Raw genomic sequence first — 16,863 nt, forward strand, 5'->3', positions numbered from 1 at the left:
CCGCGCACCTGTGGACGGCGCTACTGCTGCGTCGCGATGAGCGAGATCGGGCCGAGTCCGTCGGCCGCCGTCCAGACCCTGCCGCGCTGCGAGAGCAGCGAGCCGTCGGCGCCGAGGGCGCGCAGCGTCGAGGTGCCCTCGCTGCCGCCCACGAGCGCCTGCACCGGGACGCCGGGCTGCGGCAGCTGCTCGGAGTCGCCGCCCACGACGAGCGTGGCGATCTGCGCCTGGTCACCGCCGGCGGCGAGCACCGCGATCTGCGTCGGCCCCGACCACGTCACGTCGGTGGCGACGCCGTCGAGCAGCGGCAGCGGGTAGGGCTCGCCCAGCGAGGCGGGCCTCCCCTCGGCGTCACGCACGATCGCCGCGACGAGCACCTGGCTCGCGTCGCCGTCGACCGTCACGATCGCGAGCCGCGAGCCGTCGCGGGCGAGCTCCATCGCGGTGATGCGCCCGGTGCCCGGCGGCAGCCCCAGCTCGACCCGCTCGCCGTCGCGCCACGCCAGCAGCCGCTGCGGCGCCGAGCGCTCCTGCAGCAGCACCCATCCGCTGTCGTCGACGGTGCCGACCGATGCCGCGTCGGCGGAGATCGTCACGGGATCGGCGCCGGCCTCGATCCAGACGGCGGTCGTGCCGGTGTGCGCGACGCCGCCCTCGGCCCCGACGGTGTAGCTCGTCGCACCGATCGCGCTGAGCGTCGGCCCGACGTCCTCGATCGTCGACGCCCCTGCCCCGATCGGGCGCAGCGACGCGCCGTCGAGCACGAGCGGGCGCGGATCGACCGCCCCGAGGTCGATCGGCGGGCTCGCGGCGCTCGACGCCGAGAGGTCGGGGCGGCCGCTGATCTCGACGATCACCTCGCGCACGCCGACCGTGCGGAGGGACAGCGCGAGCTGCTGCGAGAGCGCCTGCAGGCTGCCGGGGCCCTGCTGCTGGATCTGCGTGGCGTCGACCGTCACCGTCATGGTCGTGCCGTCGACGCGCGGCTCGCCCACCCGCGACGCGTCGGCGGCGCCCGAGGTGACGACGGCCGGCGACAGCCACGTGGAGGGGCCGTCGAGCAGCGCGTCGATGATGCGCGACGGGAGCGTGGTCGCGGTGCGCTCGAACCAGCGCACCTCGGGCACCGAGCGCGTGGCGTCCGGGGTCATCCAGTGCAGCGCGTGCATCCGGAACAGCTCGGCGAAGTGGAAGCTCGAGAGCACGATGCCGTCCGGCGCGGCCGCGATGCGCCACTGGCCGTCCTGCAGCAGCATCTCGAACTCGAGCATCCGGTCTTCGCCCGGGCGCCGGAGCGCACCGCCGGCGTCCACCTCCGAGAGCGCGGCGACGACCGCGGTGGCCTGCGTCTCGCTGCCGAACGAGACCTCCGGCGGGCCGGCGCGCACGATGACGCCGGCGTCCGGCTGCCAGCGCTGCGCCTCGTCGCGCGTCAGGAACTCCCGGGCGATCGAGAAGTCGTCGTCCGGGCTGATGCCCGCGCTCAGGAAGCCGAGGATGATCTGCTCCTGCGTCGCGCCCTCCTCGGGCTCCTGCGCGAGGAAGACCAGGCCGTTCTCCTGCTCGCTCACGTCGACGACGCCCTCGGTGACGGCGCCGGAGTCGGGGATGGCGACGCACCCCGTGAGCACGAGCACGGCGGCGGCCGCGATGGCGGCGACGGAGCGGATCATCGGTCGGCCTCCTCGGTCGCGGCCCGCGGCGCGGGGTCGACGAGCGCGATCTCGACCGTGGGCTCGGCGAGCGCCATCCCGGCCTCGTCGGCCGGGGCTTCGAGCACGTGGGGGTGGTGCGGCAGCTCGATCGCCTGCGTGTCGGCGGGCGGCAGCTCGATGGGCGACGACACGGCGTGTGCGCCGGCGCGCGGCAGGGTGAGGCGGAACGCGGTGCCCTCCCCCGGCCGCGACCAGACGTCGATCCAGCCGCCGTGCAGCGCCGCGTCGTCACGGCTGATCGAGAGCCCGAGGCCGGTGCCGCCGGTGCGCCGCTGCCGTGACGGGTCGGCGCGCCAGAAGCGGTCGAAGACGCGCGCGGCCTCCTCCTCGGTCATGCCGACGCCGTGGTCGCGGACGGCGATCGCGGCCGCATCGCTCGTCGAGTCGACCGTGACGACGACGGGCCGCCCCTCGCCGTGGTCGATCGCGTTCGCGAGCAGGTTCTGCAGGATGCGTCGGATGCGCCGCGGGTCGACCTCGGCCTCGAAGTGCCCGCCGGGCGCGACGAGCCGCAGCTCGGTGCCGCGCTCGGCGGCGAGCGGCTCGACGGCCGCGAGCTCGCCCTCGGCGAGCCGCACGAGGTTCGTCGGCTCGATCTCGAGCTGCGCGGCGCCCGCGTCGAAGCGGCTGAGCTCGAGCAGGTCGGCGAGCAGCTGCTCGAAGCGCTCGATCTGCGTGTGCAGCAGCTCGACCGTCCTGCCCGCGACCGGGTCGAACGAATCCCGCCGGTCGTGCAGCACGTCACCGGCCAGGCGGATGGTCGTGAGCGGCGTGCGCAGCTCGTGCGAGACGTCGGAGACGAAGCGCTGCTGCACGGTCGACAGCGTCGCGAGCTCGTTGATCTGCCGCGAGATGGAGTCGGCCATGTCGTTGAAGGAGCGCCCGAGCTTGGCGATCTCGTCGTCGCCGCGCACCGGGATGCGCACGTCGTACTCGCCGGCGGCGATCCGCGCGCTCGACGCGGCGGCCGCCTCGACGGGCCCGACGACCATCCGCGCGACGAACCAGGTGATGAGGCCGATGAGGCCGATGAGCGCGATGCCGCCGAGCATCATCGTCAGCTGCATGAAGCCGAGCGTCGCCTGCGTCGACTGCAGGCTGGTGAGCAGGTAGAGCTCGTAGCGACCCGCGAGCGGCACGTCGACCGTGGTGCCGACGATGATGCCGGGCTCGCCGCCGTTCTCGGAGGCGAGCCGCACCGACTGGTAGAACGGCAGGTCAGCCGATGCGGCGACCGCGCTCCGCAGCTCGGCGTGCAGCAGGTCGGTGTCGAAGCCCTGCGACTGCACGTCGTTCATCTGCAGCAGCGTCGACGCCTGCGCCTCGGCGCGGAGCATGGCGTAGTCGGTGCTCGAGCGCGACGAGATGACCCCGGTGACGGCGTCGAGCGCGCGATCCTGCAGCGCGTCGACCTCACCGCTCGTCAGGCTCTGCGTGACGGCCTCGTCGAAGATCTGCTGCATGCCTGCGGTCGCGCGCACCGCCTCGACGAGCGCCTCGTCGCGGCGCGTCTCGAAGAGGTTCTCACCCACGGATGCCGACATGTAGCCGAAGACGCCGACGAGCGCGAGCATCGACAGCAGCATGCTGAAGGCGACGACGCGCGCCTGCAGCGAGCGCCGCAGGAAGCCCGTCGCCCGCTCCCAGCTCCAGCGCCGCCCGGCCATGCGCGGCCTCAGGCCTGGGGGGCGCCGGCGCGATAGCCGACGCCGCGCACGGTCGTCACGACCACGGGGTTGTCGACGTCGCGCTCGACCTTCGAGCGCAGGCGCTGCACGTGCACGTTCACCAGGCGCGTGTCGGCCTTGTAGTGGTAGCCCCACACCTGCTCGAGCAGCATCTCGCGCGAGAACACCTGGCTCGGCCGCGAGGCGAGCGTGACGAGCAGCTCGAACTCGAGCGGCGTGAGCGCGATCGGGTCGCCGCCGCGGCGCACCTGGTGGCCCTCGACGTCGATCTCGAGGTCGGCGACCTTGAGCACGCCGGCGTCGGCCTGCCGCTGCGGGCGCAGTCGCGTGCGCACGCGGGCGACGAGCTCCTTCGGGTTGAAGGGCTTCGTGATGTAGTCGTCGGCGCCGGACTCGAGGCCGACGACGATGTCGGTCGGGTCGCCCTTCGCCGTGAGCATGATGATCGGCACGCCGGACTCGGCGCGCAGCTCGGTGCAGATCTGGATGCCGTCCTTGCCGGGCAGCATGAGGTCGAGCAGCACGAGGTCGGGCTTCACCTCGTGGAAGCGGTCGACGGCCGCGGCGCCGTCGGCGCAGAACTCGAGCTGGTAGCCCTCGCCGCTCAGCACGATGCCGATCATCTCGGCGAGCGCCGGGTCGTCGTCGACGACGAGGATCGTCTGCTCCGTCATCGCGGCCCCTTCCGCCGGCGCAGGCGGCGCGGCTCTCGTCAGACTATCCGAGCCGACCGGATGCAGGGCCCGGCCCGCCGCTCCCGCGCGAGGCTCACGCCTCGAGGCCCTCGTGGGTCTCGAGCCACTGCTCCTCGAGCTCGGCGATGCGCCCGTCGATCTCGGCGAGCTCGGCCTGGAGCGCGCTGAGCGCGCCGAGGTCGCTGTGGTCGACGACCTCGAAGCGGTCGAGCACGCCCTTGCGCTGCGAGGTCGCCTTGGCGAGCCGTCGGTCGAGGCTCGCGGCCTCCTTCTCGAGCGCGCGGCGCTCGGCGCCGCTGAGCCCGGCGGGTGCCGCCTGGGCGTCGCCCTTGGCGTCGGCGCTCGACGCCTTGCCCACCGAGCCCTTGCCCGACATCGCCAGGTACGCATCCACACCGCCCGGCACGTGCTGCAGGCGGCCGTCGAAGATGGCGTACTGGTGGTCGGTGACCCGCTCGATGAGGTAGCGGTCGTGGCTGACGACGATGAGGCAGCCGGCCCAGGAGTCGAGCACGTCCTCCATCGCGGCGAGCATGTCGGTGTCGAGGTCGTTCGTCGGCTCGTCGAGGATGAGCACGTTGGGCTCGTCGAGCAGGATCAGCAGCAGCTGCAGGCGGCGGCGCTGACCGCCGGAGAGGTCCTTGACCAGCGTCGACAGCTCTCCCGAGCGGAAGCCGAGCCGCTCGAGCAGCTGTCCGGGCGTCAGCTCCTTGCCGCCCGAGGCGTAGCTCGTCTTGAGGTTCGCGACCACGGTGCGCACCGGGTCGTCCTCGTGCTGCGCGAGCTCGGCGAGCTCCTGCGTGAGCTCGGCGATCTTCACCGTCTTGCCGGTCTTCACGCGGCCCGACGTGGGGCGGATGCGGCCGGCGATGAGCGCGAGCAGCGTCGACTTGCCGGCGCCGTTGCGGCCGAGCACGCCCGCGCGCTCGCCCGGCGCGATGCGCCAGGTGACGTCGTCGAGGATCGTGCGGCCGCCGAGCTCGACGGAGGCGTCGACGACGTCCACGACGTCCTTGCCGAGCCGCGTCGCGGCGAGCTGCGCGAGCTGGATCGGGTCGCGCACGGGCGGCTCGTCCTCGATGAGCTGCGTCGCGGCGTCGATGCGGAACTTCGGCTTCGCGGTGCGGGCGGGCGCGCCGCGGCGGAGCCACGCGAGCTCCTTCTTCATGAGATTCTGGCGCTTCGCCTCGCTCGCGGCAGCCATCCGGTCGCGCTCGACGCGCTGCAGCACGTAGGCCGCGTAGCCGCCCTCGAAGGGCTCGACGAGCTGGTCGTGCACCTCCCACGTGCCGGTGCACACCGCATCCAGGAACCACCGGTCGTGCGTCACCGCGACGAAGGCGCCGCGACCCGACGCGTAGCGGGCGTTCAGGTGGTCGGCGAGCCAGGCGATGCCCTGCACGTCGAGGTGGTTGGTGGGCTCGTCGAGGAAGAGCACGTCCCAGTCGCCGGCGAGCAGCTGCGCGAGCGCGACGCGGCGGCGCTGCCCGCCGGAGAGGTCGCCGATGCGGCCGTGCCAGTCGAGGTCGCCGACGAGGCCGGCGAGCAGGTCGCGGATGCGCGCGTCGCCCGCCCACTCGTGCTCGGGCCGGTCGCCCACGATCGCGTGGCTGATCGTCGAGTCGGGGTCGAGGGTGTCGCGCTGGTCGAGCACGCCGACCTGCAGGCCGCCACGGCGGGTGACGCGGCCGCTCGTGGGCTCGAGGCTGCCGGCGAGCACGCGCAGCAGCGTCGACTTGCCGTCGCCGTTGCGGCCGACGATGCCGATGCGGTCGCCGTCGTCGAGCCCGAGCGAGATGGATTCGAAGACGGTGCGCGTGGGGAACGCGACGCCGACCCGCTCGGCGCCCAGGAGATGAGCCATTCGTCCATCATCCCGCACTCGGCGTCGGCGCCGGGCCGATCGGCCCCTTCCGCCGCGCGCACGCCGGTGCCATGCTCGCCGCACGACCCCTGCTCGGGGCAGCCGCGCAGGGCATGCCGCGCCGCCGGTCGGCGCGCCGCACCCGCTGCCACGAGCTCGCGACAGCGCATCCGCAGGATCGATCGATCGCAGGTGCCCGATGCTCGACTCCCCGATCCGGTCACGCCGACCGCTCGCCCGACTCGGCGCGGCGGCCGTCGCCGTCGCGGTGCTGATCGCGGGCTGCGCCGCCGCGGGCCCGGGCAACACCGCGGCGCCGACCTCCGATCCCGCCGCTGCGCCCGACGCATCCTCGACCGCGCCCGCGGGCCAGCTCGTGGTGCTCGGCGACTCGATCCCGTTCAACGCCCCCGAGGACTGCCCCGGATGCACAGGCTTCGTCGACGCGTACGCCACCGCGGTGGGCGAGGCGCTGGGTGGCGCCCCGGAGGTGCAGAACCTGTCGCGCCACGACGGCGCCCAGGTCGCCGACATCCTCGAGCAGGTGGAGCGCGGCACCGTCGACACCGCGCTCGCGAGCGCGCAGACCGTCGTCCTCTCTGCCGGCTTCAACGACCAGCCGCCCTACTGGCGGCCGGATGCGCCGTGCGTCGGCGCAGTCGAGACCGACGAGCAGGTGATCGACACGCTGATCGCGACGACGCCGGAGTGCATCGCCGACGTGACGGCGGCCGTCCGCGCCGATTACGCGCAGCTGCTCGCCGAGATCCGTGCACGGGCAGCCGATGCCGAGCTGCTCACGCTCACGTCCTACAACGCGTGGACGGGGTGGGAGGCGCTCGACGCCCGCGCTCCCGAGGACTCGAGCGCGGCGCAGGACGTGGTCGTGAGCGCACTCGAGCAGTGGCGCGACGCTGTCTGCGCCGAGACGGAGGCGGCCGGCGGGACGTGCGTCGACCTGCTCGCGCCGTTCAACGGTGCCGACGGGCGCACGGCGGCCGGCGAGCTGCTGGCAGAGGATTACACGCACCCGTCGCAGCTGGGCAACGACCGGATCCGGGACGAGCTGTTGGCGGCCACTGCACCCTGAGCCGACCCTCGATCGCGCGACCCTCGAGGGGTGGCCGTGCCCGCGACGGGTAGCCGCGCGCGCGAGGGGTGGCCGCGCGTGGCTACCTGTCGGGCGCAGCGCCACCTCTCGGCGGCGGGCGCGGGCGGGTACGCCGGATGCGGCGGATGCGGCCGGTCAGTCGATCAGGCGGGCGCCCGGCACCGGGCCGGTCACCTTGACCGCCGTCAGCTGCGCGGCCGAGAGGCTCGCCTGCACCTCGATCGCCGATTCGATGCTGTCGCAGAGGAACGCGACGGTCGGGCCCGACCCCGAGACGATGCCGGCGAGCGCACCGGAGCGCTCCCCCAGCTCGAGCGTGCCCGCGAGCCGCGGCATGAGCCGCAGCGCCGGCGCCTGGAGGTCGTTCTGCAGCACCTCGGCGAGCATCGACGGGTCACCCGCCCGCAGCGCCTGCAGCACCCGCGCATCCACGGTCGGCACGTCGTGGGCCGGGGCGATGTCGGCGGCGTGCAGCGCGCGGTGCTCGTCGAGCGCGCGATAGACGTCGGGGGTCGACAGTCCCGCCTCGGTGTAGGCGAGCACCCAGTGGAACTGCCCGCGGGCGAGCGCAGGCGTAAGCCGGTCGCCACGACCGGTGCCGACGGCGGTGCCGCCGGCCAGCGCGAACGGTACGTCGGCGCCGAGCTCCCTGGCGATGTCGTGCAGCGCCTCACGGCCCAGGTGCAGCCCCCACAGCTCGTCGCACGCGACGAGGGTCGCCGCGGCGTCGGCCGAGCCACCGCCCATCCCGCCGGCGATCGGCACGTGCTTCTCGATCGACAGCGAGACACCACCGGTGACGCGGCCGCGGCGCGCGAGCGCCATCGCGGCGCGGATCGCCAGGTTGTCGGCGCCGGTCGAGAGGTGCTCGTGCGGCACCGGGCCCGAGAAGCGCACCGAGAAGTCATCGGCCTCGGTCGCCTCGACGAACTCGTGCAGGCTCACGGCCTGGTAGGCGGTCGCGACGTCGTGGTAGCCGTCGTCCTGCAGCGCACCGACGCCCAGGTGCACGTTGATCTTGCCGGGCGCCTTCGCCCGCACCGTGCTCCTCCGACTGCCCTGCGCCACGGCATCCAACCTAGTGCGCTCGCGAGGCGCTTCCTGCGAGCCCCGGCGCTACCCTCCCCTCATGGCGCACGAGATCATGTTCGATCCGGCGGATCCGCTGCTCGCCCGGGTGCGGGCGATCGCCCTCGCGCTGCCGGGTGCGCAGGAGAAGGTCTCGCACGGCCGGCCGGCGTTCTTCACGACGAAGGTGTTCGCCTACTACGCCGGCACGACGAAGGAGGAGCACGTTACGGGTGTGCATCCGCAGCGCCTGACCGTGCTCCTCGACCCGGACGAGCGGCTCGCGATGCTCGAGGAGGGCGCGATCGCGCCTGCTTACCTCGGGCCCTACGGATGGATCGCGGTGGAGCTCGAGGACGCCGACTGGGAGCGCGTCGCCGAGCTCATCGACGCGTCGTTCCGCGTGACGGCGCCGAAGCGGCTGGTCGCGGAGCTCGACGCGCGATCGCGCTGAGGCGGATCAGCGGCGGCCGATCGGCGGGATCAGCCGGGTCAGCGCGCGACGGCCGCGAAGATCGCCGCGATCTCGTCCTTCGCCGTCTCCATGGCCGCCGCATCCGGCAGCCGCTCGATCGTGAGGTTGACGGGCGTGCCCGACCGGTTCGGCTGCTGCGCCGCGGCCGCGAGGCGCGTGCCGTCGCCGAGCCGCCAGCGCACCACCGGCTGCGCTGCCGCGAGGTTCTCGCCGTGCGCGGCGCCGCAGCGGGCCTCGACCTCGGCCCGCACCGCCGCGAGCGCCTGCATCCGCTCCCCCGGCACGGTGCGCGTCTGGGAGACCGAGAACGTGCCGTCTGCCTGCTGGCCCGGAAGCCTGCCCTTGCGATCCTGCTCGAAGTCGACGGTGATGCCCTGCGACCACCACGGCTCGACACCGTGCTCGGCGACGAGCCAGTCGGCGATCTGCCGGTGGCTCCACTCGAGCGCCCCGGCAGCCTCGAGCCGGTCGCGCCACTCGACGTGCGAGCGGCCGGTCGCCGCGCGCATCGCCTCGGCACCCATGTTCCGGTCGATGCGGTCGACCATCAGGCGTCCGGTGCGGATGCGGTCACGTCGGGCGCATCGGCCGCCTCGGCGATGCGGATGAAGTCGTCGAGGTCGAGCGCTTCGCCGCGGAGCGTCGGCTCCACACCGGCGCGCTCGAGCACGGCGGTCGCCGCGCCGGACGACCCGAAGACGCCGGACAGCGCCTGGCGCAGCATCTTCCGCCGCTGCCCGAAGGCGCCGTCGATGACGCGGAACGTGCGGCGCCGGAGTGCCTCGTCGCCGCGCTCCGGGCCGCGCCGGAAGCCGACGAGCACGCTGTCGACGTTGGGCACCGGCCAGAAGATCTGGCGCGAGACCTCGCCCTCGAGGGCCCACTGGCCCCACCAGGCGACCTTCGCGCTCGGCGAGCCGTAGACCTTCGATCCGGGCGGGGCGGCGAGCCGGTGCCCGACCTCCGCCTGCACCATCACGAGCGCGCGGTCGATCGTCGGGAAGCGCTCGAGCAGGTGGATGAGCACGGGCACCGAGACGTTGTACGGGAGGTTCGCGACGATCGCCTGCGGCTCGAAGGGCAGCGCCTCGATCGTGAGGGCGTCGTGGTGCACGACCTCGAGCCGCGCCTGCGGCTGCTTGCGCTCCACGGTCCGCGGCAGCAGCTCGGCGAGCCGCGGGTCGATCTCGACGGCCGCGACGCGCGCGCCGACCTCAGTGAGCCCGAGCGTGAGCGACCCGAGTCCCGGCCCGACCTCGACGACGTCGCGGCCTGCGACATCCGCGGTCCTGACGATGCGCCGCACCGTGTTGGCGTCGACGACGAAGTTCTGGCCCCAGCGCTTCGTCGGCGTCAGCTCGAGCGTCAGCGCGAGCGCGCGGATCTCGGTCGGACCCAGGAGCGCCTCGGCGCTGCGTCCACCCGGTCGCGCCTCGCCGGCCTGGCTGTCGATGCTCATCCATCGACCCTATGCCGCGCGCGCGGCGGGCGCGCCCAGCGGTCTCGGGCAGGATGCTGGGACCGAGGATGCCGGAACGTGGCCGAATCGTGACCGAGCGGGCGTGACCTCGACCCGACACTGGACATGTCAGAGCGTGCGGGGAGACCGCCCGCCAGAGAGGACACCGCCGTGCGCCGATCCGAGAGCCACTCGCTCACCGCCATCGCTTCCGCCGGCGCGCCCAGCGCCCGGTCGCGTCGGATGCTCGCCCTCGTCGCCCTCACCGGCTCCGCGGCACTGCTGGCAGCGTGCGCGTCGCCGGGCACCTCCCCCACCACCGCGCCGCCCGAGCCGAGCGCTGCCGGCGACACCGGCGCCGCGCCCGTGGCGCTCGCCGACGACCTGCTGCAGGCCGAGGGGCTCTTCGATGAGGTGAGCAGCGAGGGCTACGCCGTGCGCTGGGTGGAGCCGGGCGAGTCGATCGCCGTCGTCATCGGCGGCTCGGGCGGGGGCGGCGGGTGCATCCCGCAGCCGCACGCGGCCGAGCTCGGAGCGGTGGGCGCTGCCGTCGTCGTGTCCTTCGACCCGCCCGACGCGGCGATCGCCTGCACGGCCGACTACCGCCTGCACGGCTGGGGGCTCGCCCTCCCGATGAGCGTGCCCGTCGACCTGCCCACCGTGGTGGAGCTCGTGAACCTCCGCGGAGAGGACGAGACCACCGAGGTCCGGATCGGTGCCGACAACCTGCTCGACGCGGGGCCCACCGCCGACCCGCAGCCGTCGCTCATCCCCGAGCCGTCGGCCGAGGGCGCGGCGCCCTCGCCCATCCCGCCCGACCAGCTGCCCGAGGCCGACGTCACGATGCAGGACGCGCAGGTGCGCTGGATCGAGCCGGGACGGCGGCTCGCGGTGATCCTGGGCGGCTCGGGCGTCGCCGAATGCGTGCCGACCCCCGTCGCCGCGCGCACCACGGGCATCAGCGCCATCGCCGTCTCGTTCGAGTTCCCGAGCGAACCGATGGACTGCAGCGCCGACTTCCACCTCTACGGCTGGCAGTTCGAGCTCGAGGAGCCCGTCTCCGGCACGCTGCCCGCCGAGGTGACGGTGACGGGCACGACCGCTGCAGACAGCTCGACGGTGCTCGCCCTCCAGCCCGACGACCTGCTCAGCGCGCCGTAGGCCCCGGTCAGTCCCAGGTGCCGTACGCGCGCAGCGTGTTCGCCGCGGTCTCGGCCGCGATGACGTCGGCCTCGACGCCGAGCCGGTCGGCGATGAAGCGCACCGTGAGCGGCGTCAGGTAGGGGCTGTTCGGTCGGCCGCGGTGCGGCGCGGGTGTGAGGAACGGCGCATCCGTCTCGACGAGGATCCGGCTGCGATCGGCGACCGCGAGCGCCGCGTGCAGGTTCTTCGCGTTCGAGAACGTGACGGTGCCCGCGAACGACAGGTACCAGCCGTGCTCGGCCGCGATCCGCGCGAGGTGCTCGTCACCGGAGAAGCAGTGGAAGACGGTCGTCTCGGGCGCGCCCACGCGCAGGAGCGTCTCGACCACGTCGTCGTGCGCGTCGCGATCGTGGATCTGCAGTGCGATGCCGTGGCGCTTCGCGATGTCGATGTGCGCCTCGAACGACTCGAACTGCGCGCGACGCCCGTCGTCGCCGGTGCGGAAGAAGTCGAGCCCGGTTTCGCCCACCGCCCGCACACGCGGCTGCGCGGCGAGCGCATCGATCGTGGCGAGTGCGTCGAAGAGCGTGTCGGCGTCGGCGTAGCCGGGCGCCTCGTTCGGGTGGATCGCGACGGCGGCGAGCACGCGCGGGTCCTGCGCCGCGAGCGCCGCCGACCACTCCGACGACTCGACGTCGCCGCCCACCTGGATGACGCCGACGACCCCCGCCTGCTCGGCCGCGTCGAGCGCCGCCCAGTACGGGAAGTGCTCGCCGTCCTTGATCTCGAGGTGCGTGTGGTTGTCGTAGATCGGCACGCCGAGCGGCTCCGGCACCGGCGGCCGCGTTGTGTCGCGCTTGCCATCGTCGTGCCGCTCGCGGATGTACTCCCCACCAGGGAGGGTCGTCTCGCGGGGGCCGTCGGAGAGTCGGTCGGCGGCGCTGTCGATGGGGGCGGTCCCGTCGTGGCTTGCAGGCATGGCCACCAGCCTACGAGCGCGCCGCCCAGGCCGATGCCGAGTCCCCGTCCAGGTTCTCCGATGGATCCGATGCCAGCATGGCCGGTGCAACGACCCGTCTGGAGGCCTCCCGGCATGCTGAGACTGCTCGCCCTGCCCGTCGCCGTCGCGGCTGTGCTCGCCTCGAGCGGGTGCGCAGCCGGCGACCGCGGGGGCGAGTCGACGGCGCCGGGCACGACGCCGGCCGAGGCACCGGAGGCGTACCAGTCGCCGTCCGGCGAGACTCCGGCGGGAGACGATGGCGCGACCGGCGACCCGAACGGCTCCGCCGAGCCCAGCACCTCCCCGCCATGGGCGATGAGCTCGACGGCTCCGAGCCCGAGCGGCGACCCGGGCACGCCCGGCCTGCCGGAGCACAGCGGCGCATCCGTCGACGACGTCCTGCGGCTCGGCGCGGTCGCGACGTGGATCGAGCGGCCTGTGCTCATCGCGCTGTCGTTGCCCGCGACGGCCAGCTGCTGGGCGTTCGCGGGCGCGCCGGAGGTCGAGTCGACGACCCGCATCGTCGTGGCCGTCGAGGTGCCGACCACGTGCGAGGCGCCGGATGGCGCGCGCACCTACGCGATCCCGGTGCCAGCCGGGATCGACGCGAGCGCCGAGGTGGAGCTCGCGGTCGTGGGCCTCGAGCACGAGTTCACGCTGACGCTGCCCGGGCGGTAGCGGCGGCGCACGCAAGAGCGGAACGGACCACGACGTGCACGGTTCTGCGCTTCACGCGCGTCCAGAACAGCCGTTCCATGCAACGTCTCGCCGATCGACTCCGTGACGACCCGCGCGCGACCTGCCCGCCCGCTCCCGTCAGTGCGCGAGCCGCGCGAGGGCCTCGTCGAGCCGCTCGAAGTCCTCGTCCATGCCGCCGTCGATGCCGGAGGCCACCATCGCGTCGCAATCGGCTGCCGACGCGTACGTCGACGTGATCTCGAGCGAGCTGCGGCCGTCGGGCAGGTCGCGGAACTCCAGCACCTCGAGCGTGGGTCGGCCGGGCTCTGCCTGGAACTCCCACGTGTGCACGATGCGCCCCTGCACCACCTCGTGGTACGAGCCCCAGAACCGCCAGTCACCGCCCATCTCGACCGTGTAGTCGAAGCGGCCGCCGGTGCGCGGCTCGAAGTGCTCGATGCGCAGGCGCGAGCCGCGCGGGCCCATCCACTGCGAGAAGATCTCAGCGGTCGTGTGCGCGCGCTGCACCGCGGCGGCGGGTGCCTCGAACTCACGGCGGTGGACGATCGACTGCGACCCGATGCGCTCGTGGGTGGTGGTGGCCATGCGGCGACACTACGCGCCGCTCCTCCGCTGCGCGTGATCTCGATGCGCGGCCGGGCTCCGCCCAACCCGCTCGTCGAGTAGCAGCGCCCTTCCGCGCTCGTCGAGTAGCAGCGCCGAAGGCGCCGCATATCGAGACGACCCCGCAGCGCACGACAGTCCTGATCTCGATACGCGGCCGGGCTCCGCCCGGCTGCTACTCGATCAGCAGGGTGACGCGGCCGGGCTCCGCCCGGCTGCTACTCGATCAGCAGAGGGTGCCGGTCAGGCCGCGGGCTGCGCCTGCTCGATGCGCGGGAAGAGCGGCGGCACCGTCGTGACACGGCCCGTGCCCTCCCAGCGGTGCGCCTCGCGGATCGGCTGCGCGAGCACGTCGCCCTCGCCCCCGATGGCCGCCCACAGCTTCTGCGCCGACTCGGGCATGACGGGCGCGAGCAGCACCGCGACCGCGCCGATGCCGTGCACGTTCGAGGCGAGCACCGCGGCGAGCCGGTCGCGCTGCGCGTCGTCCTTCGCGAGCACCCACGGCGCCTGCTCGGTGATGTAGCCGTTCAGCCGCTCGACGATCGCCATCGCGGCGTCGACCGACTCGTCGATCGCGAACCGGTCGATCGCCTCGTCGGCGCGACGCACCGCATCCGCCACGATCGACTGGATGTCGTCGTCGACCGCGACCGCCGGCACGACGCCGTCGCAGTACTTGTGCACCATCGCGATCACCCGGCTCGCGAGGTTGCCGAGGCCGTTGGCGAGCTCGGAGTGGTACCGCGCGTCGAGGTCCTCCCACGAGAACGAGCCGTCGGAGCCGAACGCGATCGCCGACATGAAGTAGTAGCGGAACGCGTCGACGCCGAAGACCTCGGTGATCTGGCGCGGCTCGATGCCCGTCGCCTTCGACTTCGACATCTTCTCGCCGCCGACGAGCAGCCAGCCGTGGCCGAAGACGTGCTCCGAGATCTCGAGCCCCGCCGCCATCTGCATGGCGGGCCAGATGACCGCGTGGAAGCGTGCGATGTCCTTGCCGACGATGTGGGTGGCCGGCCAGCGGCGGGCGAAGCGCTCCTCGTCGACGCCGTAGCCGTTGGCGGTGATGTAGTTGAGCAGCGCCTCGAACCAGACGTAGACGACGTGCGTCTCGTCCCACGGCACCTTGATGCCCCAGTCGAAGGTGTTGCGGCTGATCGACAGGTCGTTGAGGCCCTGCTTGACGAACTGCCGCACCTCGTTGCGCACGTGCTCGGGCTGCACGTAGTCGGGCCGCTCGTCGTAGAGCGCGAGCAGGCGGTCGCCGAACTCCGACAGCTTGAAGAAGTAGTTCGCCTCGCGCACCGTCTCGATCGGGCGGGAGTGGATGGCGCAGACGAGCTGCCCCTCGAACTCGCCCGTGCCCGGCACGAGGTCGTTCGGCGTCTTGTACTCCTCGCAGCCGACGCAGTACTGGCCCTCGAACTCACCGTGGTAGATGTACCCGGCCTCCTTGAGGCGCTCGAGGAAGATGCGCACGCCCGCCTTGTGGCGCTCTTCCGTCGTGCGGATGAAGTCGTCGTTCGCGATGTTCAGCAGCTCGAGCTGCGGGATCCAGGCGGTCTCGACCAGTCGGTCGGTCCACTCCTGCGGACTCACGCCGTTCGCGGCGGCGGTGCGCATGATCTTCTGGCCGTGCTCGTCGGTGCCGGTGAGCATCCAGGTGTCGTCACCGCGCTGCCGGTGCCAGCGGGCGAGCACGTCGGTCGCGACCTCGTTGTAGGCGTGCCCGATGTGCGGCACGTCGTTGACGTAGTAGATCGGCGTCGTGACGGTGAAGCGCTCGGGCATGGGGTCCAGTCTAGGCGCGCGGCCGCACGGCGTCCGAGCGTGTGACGCCCGGCGTCAGGCTCACCGGGTCATGCGTGAACCAGCACCTCGACGCGCTCCAGCGCAAGCCCGTGGCGGTCGTGAGCCTGCTCGATGTCGAAGTCGTTCTGGACGTTCAGCCAGAAGCGCTCCGACAACCCAAGGGCCTTCGAGAGTCGAAGTGCGGTGTCGGGCGTGATGCTGCGCTTGCCCCGGATGATCTCGCTCAGGCGCGTCTGAGCGAGGCCGGTCGCCTGCGCGAGTCGGTATGCCGAGATACCGAGCGGCTCAAGGAACTCCTCCCGCAGGATCTCGCCTGGCGCGATGGGAGCGTGGGCCTTGGTCATCGGAACTCCTCTCAGTGGTAATCGGTGATCTCGACCCCGGCGGGTCCGCTCGGGGTCCAGGTGAAGCAGATCCGATACTGATCGTTGATGCGGATCGAATGCTGACCCGCGCGGTCGCCGACCAGCTGCTCCAACCGATTTCCGGGCGGCACGCGCAGGTCGTTGAGCGCGTCGGCCGCGTTCAAGAGTCGCAGCTTCCGCTGAGCTGAGCGCTGCAACTCGGGGCCGAACTGCCGCACATGCTCGCGCTCCCAGACCTTCCGAGTCCGTTGGTCGGCGAACGACTGGATCACGGCACGATACTATCGCAAGGCGATACTGTCGTCAAGCGATACTAGGGCGCGAGCGCGGCCTGGTAGAGCGCGTTCCGCGGGTGCCCGGTCGCCTCTGCGACCTCCGCCGCGGCCTCCTTCAGCCGCATCCCGCCGGCCTTGAGTCGCAGCACCTGCTCGACCGCGGCGTCGAGGTCGGCGAGCACGGGCACGGCGCCCTCGATGACGATGACGATCTCGCCCTTCACGCCGGCCTTCGCCCAGTCGACGAGCTCGGCGGCGGTGCCGCGGCGCACCTCCTCGAAGCGCTTCGTCAGCTCGCGGCAGACGGCGATGCGGCGGTCGGGCATCGCGCGGGCGATCGCCTCGATCGAGTCGGCGAGGCGGTGCGGTGCTTCGAACAGCACGAGGGTGCGCTCCTCGCGGGCGACGGAGGCGAGCATCCGGTCGCGCTCCCCCGCCTTTCGCGGCAGGAAGCCGTCGAACGCGAACCGGTCGGTCGGCAGGCCCGAGAGGGCGAGCGCCGTGAGCACCGCGGAGGGGCCGGGCAGGCACGTCACCGCGACGCCCGCGGCGACCGCGGCCTGCACGAGCCGGAACCCGGGGTCGCTCACGGTCGGCATGCCGGCGTCGGTGAGCACGAGCACGTCCTCTGCGCGAGCGCGCTCGACGAGGGCGGGTGACGCGGCTTCCTCGTTGTGCTCGTGGAGGGCGACGAGCTGCGGCTGCGCCTCGAGCCCGAGGGCACGGATGAGCTGGCGGGCCGTGCGGGTGTCCTCGGCGGCGATGATGGGGGCGGTGGTGAGCGCCTCGCGCAGCCTGCCGCTCGCGTCGCCCAGGTTGCCGATGGGCGTCGCGCCGAGGATGATCACGCGGTCGAGGGTATCCCGCGGCTGCGGGAGCCCTCCTGCG

At 73.0% G+C, this 16,863-nt stretch carries 17 protein-coding genes; 4 read left to right on the top strand and 13 right to left on the bottom strand.

Annotated elements, in window-relative coordinates:
* Nucleotides 1-20: 20 nt before the first annotated feature.
* From ABIB37_RS01420 to ABIB37_RS01435, 4 genes are all read right to left on the bottom strand, one after another.
* Entirely contained in the window at nucleotides 21-1,673 is a 1,653-nt protein-coding gene (locus tag ABIB37_RS01420) for an LpqB family beta-propeller domain-containing protein (protein ID WP_354255789.1), read from the bottom strand.
* Nucleotides 1,670-3,382 carry an MtrAB system histidine kinase MtrB gene (mtrB, locus tag ABIB37_RS01425; RefSeq protein WP_354255792.1) on the bottom strand — a complete coding sequence of 571 codons (1,713 nt, stop codon included), beginning with the start codon at nucleotides 3,380-3,382 and terminating at the stop codon, nucleotides 1,670-1,672. The genes ABIB37_RS01420 and mtrB overlap by 4 nt, the downstream gene beginning before the upstream one ends.
* An 8-nt stretch (nucleotides 3,383-3,390) precedes the next feature.
* Complete coding sequence (gene mtrA, locus ABIB37_RS01430; RefSeq protein ID WP_123697303.1) at nucleotides 3,391-4,077, bottom strand: MtrAB system response regulator MtrA; 687 nt, start codon at nucleotides 4,075-4,077, stop codon at nucleotides 3,391-3,393.
* Between the two features lie 94 nt (nucleotides 4,078-4,171).
* Nucleotides 4,172-5,962, bottom strand: a complete 1,791-nt coding sequence (locus tag ABIB37_RS01435; RefSeq protein WP_354255795.1) for an ABC-F family ATP-binding cassette domain-containing protein — start codon at nucleotides 5,960-5,962, stop codon at nucleotides 4,172-4,174.
* A gap of 199 nt (nucleotides 5,963-6,161) precedes the next feature.
* Here ABIB37_RS01435 and ABIB37_RS01440 point away from each other — a divergent pair, with 199 nt between their 5' ends.
* On the top strand, nucleotides 6,162-7,052 hold the full coding sequence (locus ABIB37_RS01440) for an SGNH/GDSL hydrolase family protein (RefSeq protein WP_354255798.1): 891 nt from the start codon (nucleotides 6,162-6,164) through the stop codon (nucleotides 7,050-7,052).
* 156 nt (nucleotides 7,053-7,208) lie between these two features.
* Here ABIB37_RS01440 and ABIB37_RS01445 read toward each other — a convergent pair whose 3' ends face one another.
* Nucleotides 7,209-8,141 (bottom strand): 4-(cytidine 5'-diphospho)-2-C-methyl-D-erythritol kinase, encoded by a 933-nt coding sequence (locus tag ABIB37_RS01445; RefSeq protein ID WP_354255801.1) that lies wholly within the window; start codon nucleotides 8,139-8,141, stop codon nucleotides 7,209-7,211.
* A gap of 61 nt (nucleotides 8,142-8,202) precedes the next feature.
* On the opposite strand from ABIB37_RS01445, the gene ABIB37_RS01450 reads away from it, so the two are divergent.
* Complete coding sequence (locus tag ABIB37_RS01450; RefSeq protein ID WP_354255803.1) at nucleotides 8,203-8,595, top strand: MmcQ/YjbR family DNA-binding protein; 393 nt, start codon at nucleotides 8,203-8,205, stop codon at nucleotides 8,593-8,595.
* A 38-nt stretch (nucleotides 8,596-8,633) separates the two neighbouring features.
* Here ABIB37_RS01450 and ABIB37_RS01455 read toward each other — a convergent pair whose 3' ends face one another.
* Together ABIB37_RS01455 and rsmA are read right to left on the bottom strand one after the other, a co-directional pair.
* A complete protein-coding gene (locus ABIB37_RS01455) occupies nucleotides 8,634-9,164 on the bottom strand; it encodes a hypothetical protein (protein ID WP_354255805.1) in 531 nt (176 codons plus the stop codon).
* Nucleotides 9,164-10,075, bottom strand: coding sequence for a 16S rRNA (adenine(1518)-N(6)/adenine(1519)-N(6))-dimethyltransferase RsmA (gene rsmA, locus ABIB37_RS01460; protein WP_354255808.1), 912 nt, complete (start codon nucleotides 10,073-10,075; stop codon nucleotides 9,164-9,166). The genes ABIB37_RS01455 and rsmA overlap by 1 nt, the downstream gene beginning before the upstream one ends.
* 171 nt (nucleotides 10,076-10,246) lie before the next feature.
* On the opposite strand from rsmA, the gene ABIB37_RS01465 reads away from it, so the two are divergent.
* Nucleotides 10,247-11,236 (top strand): hypothetical protein, encoded by a 990-nt coding sequence (locus ABIB37_RS01465; protein WP_354255811.1) that lies wholly within the window; start codon nucleotides 10,247-10,249, stop codon nucleotides 11,234-11,236.
* Between the two features lie 7 nt (nucleotides 11,237-11,243).
* On the opposite strand, the gene ABIB37_RS01470 is transcribed toward ABIB37_RS01465, so the two are convergent.
* Nucleotides 11,244-12,197: a TatD family hydrolase gene (locus ABIB37_RS01470; RefSeq protein ID WP_354255814.1), complete on the bottom strand. Its 954-nt coding sequence runs from the start codon at nucleotides 12,195-12,197 to the stop codon at nucleotides 11,244-11,246.
* A gap of 114 nt (nucleotides 12,198-12,311) precedes the next feature.
* Between ABIB37_RS01470 and ABIB37_RS01475 the strand changes: the two genes are divergently transcribed.
* Nucleotides 12,312-12,896: a hypothetical protein gene (locus ABIB37_RS01475; RefSeq protein ID WP_354255816.1), complete on the top strand. Its 585-nt coding sequence runs from the start codon at nucleotides 12,312-12,314 to the stop codon at nucleotides 12,894-12,896.
* Nucleotides 12,897-13,034: 138 nt separating this feature from the next.
* On the opposite strand, the gene ABIB37_RS01480 is transcribed toward ABIB37_RS01475, so the two are convergent.
* The 5 genes from ABIB37_RS01480 to rsmI form a co-directional block, all read right to left on the bottom strand.
* Complete coding sequence (locus ABIB37_RS01480; RefSeq protein ID WP_354255819.1) at nucleotides 13,035-13,502, bottom strand: SRPBCC domain-containing protein; 468 nt, start codon at nucleotides 13,500-13,502, stop codon at nucleotides 13,035-13,037.
* A 261-nt stretch (nucleotides 13,503-13,763) separates the two neighbouring features.
* Complete coding sequence (metG, locus tag ABIB37_RS01485) at nucleotides 13,764-15,314, bottom strand: methionine--tRNA ligase (RefSeq protein ID WP_354255822.1); 1,551 nt, start codon at nucleotides 15,312-15,314, stop codon at nucleotides 13,764-13,766.
* A gap of 68 nt (nucleotides 15,315-15,382) precedes the next feature.
* A complete protein-coding gene (locus ABIB37_RS01490; RefSeq protein ID WP_354255825.1) occupies nucleotides 15,383-15,679 on the bottom strand; it encodes a HigA family addiction module antitoxin in 297 nt (98 codons plus the stop codon).
* An 11-nt stretch (nucleotides 15,680-15,690) separates the two neighbouring features.
* Nucleotides 15,691-15,972: a type II toxin-antitoxin system RelE/ParE family toxin gene (locus tag ABIB37_RS01495; protein WP_354255828.1), complete on the bottom strand. Its 282-nt coding sequence runs from the start codon at nucleotides 15,970-15,972 to the stop codon at nucleotides 15,691-15,693.
* A gap of 41 nt (nucleotides 15,973-16,013) precedes the next feature.
* Complete coding sequence (gene rsmI, locus ABIB37_RS01500; RefSeq protein ID WP_354255831.1) at nucleotides 16,014-16,823, bottom strand: 16S rRNA (cytidine(1402)-2'-O)-methyltransferase; 810 nt, start codon at nucleotides 16,821-16,823, stop codon at nucleotides 16,014-16,016.
* Nucleotides 16,824-16,863 lie beyond the last annotated feature (40 nt).

It is taken from the genome of Agrococcus sp. UYP10 (assembly GCF_040547205.1).
Taxonomy (GTDB): domain Bacteria; phylum Actinomycetota; class Actinomycetes; order Actinomycetales; family Microbacteriaceae; genus Agrococcus; species Agrococcus jenensis.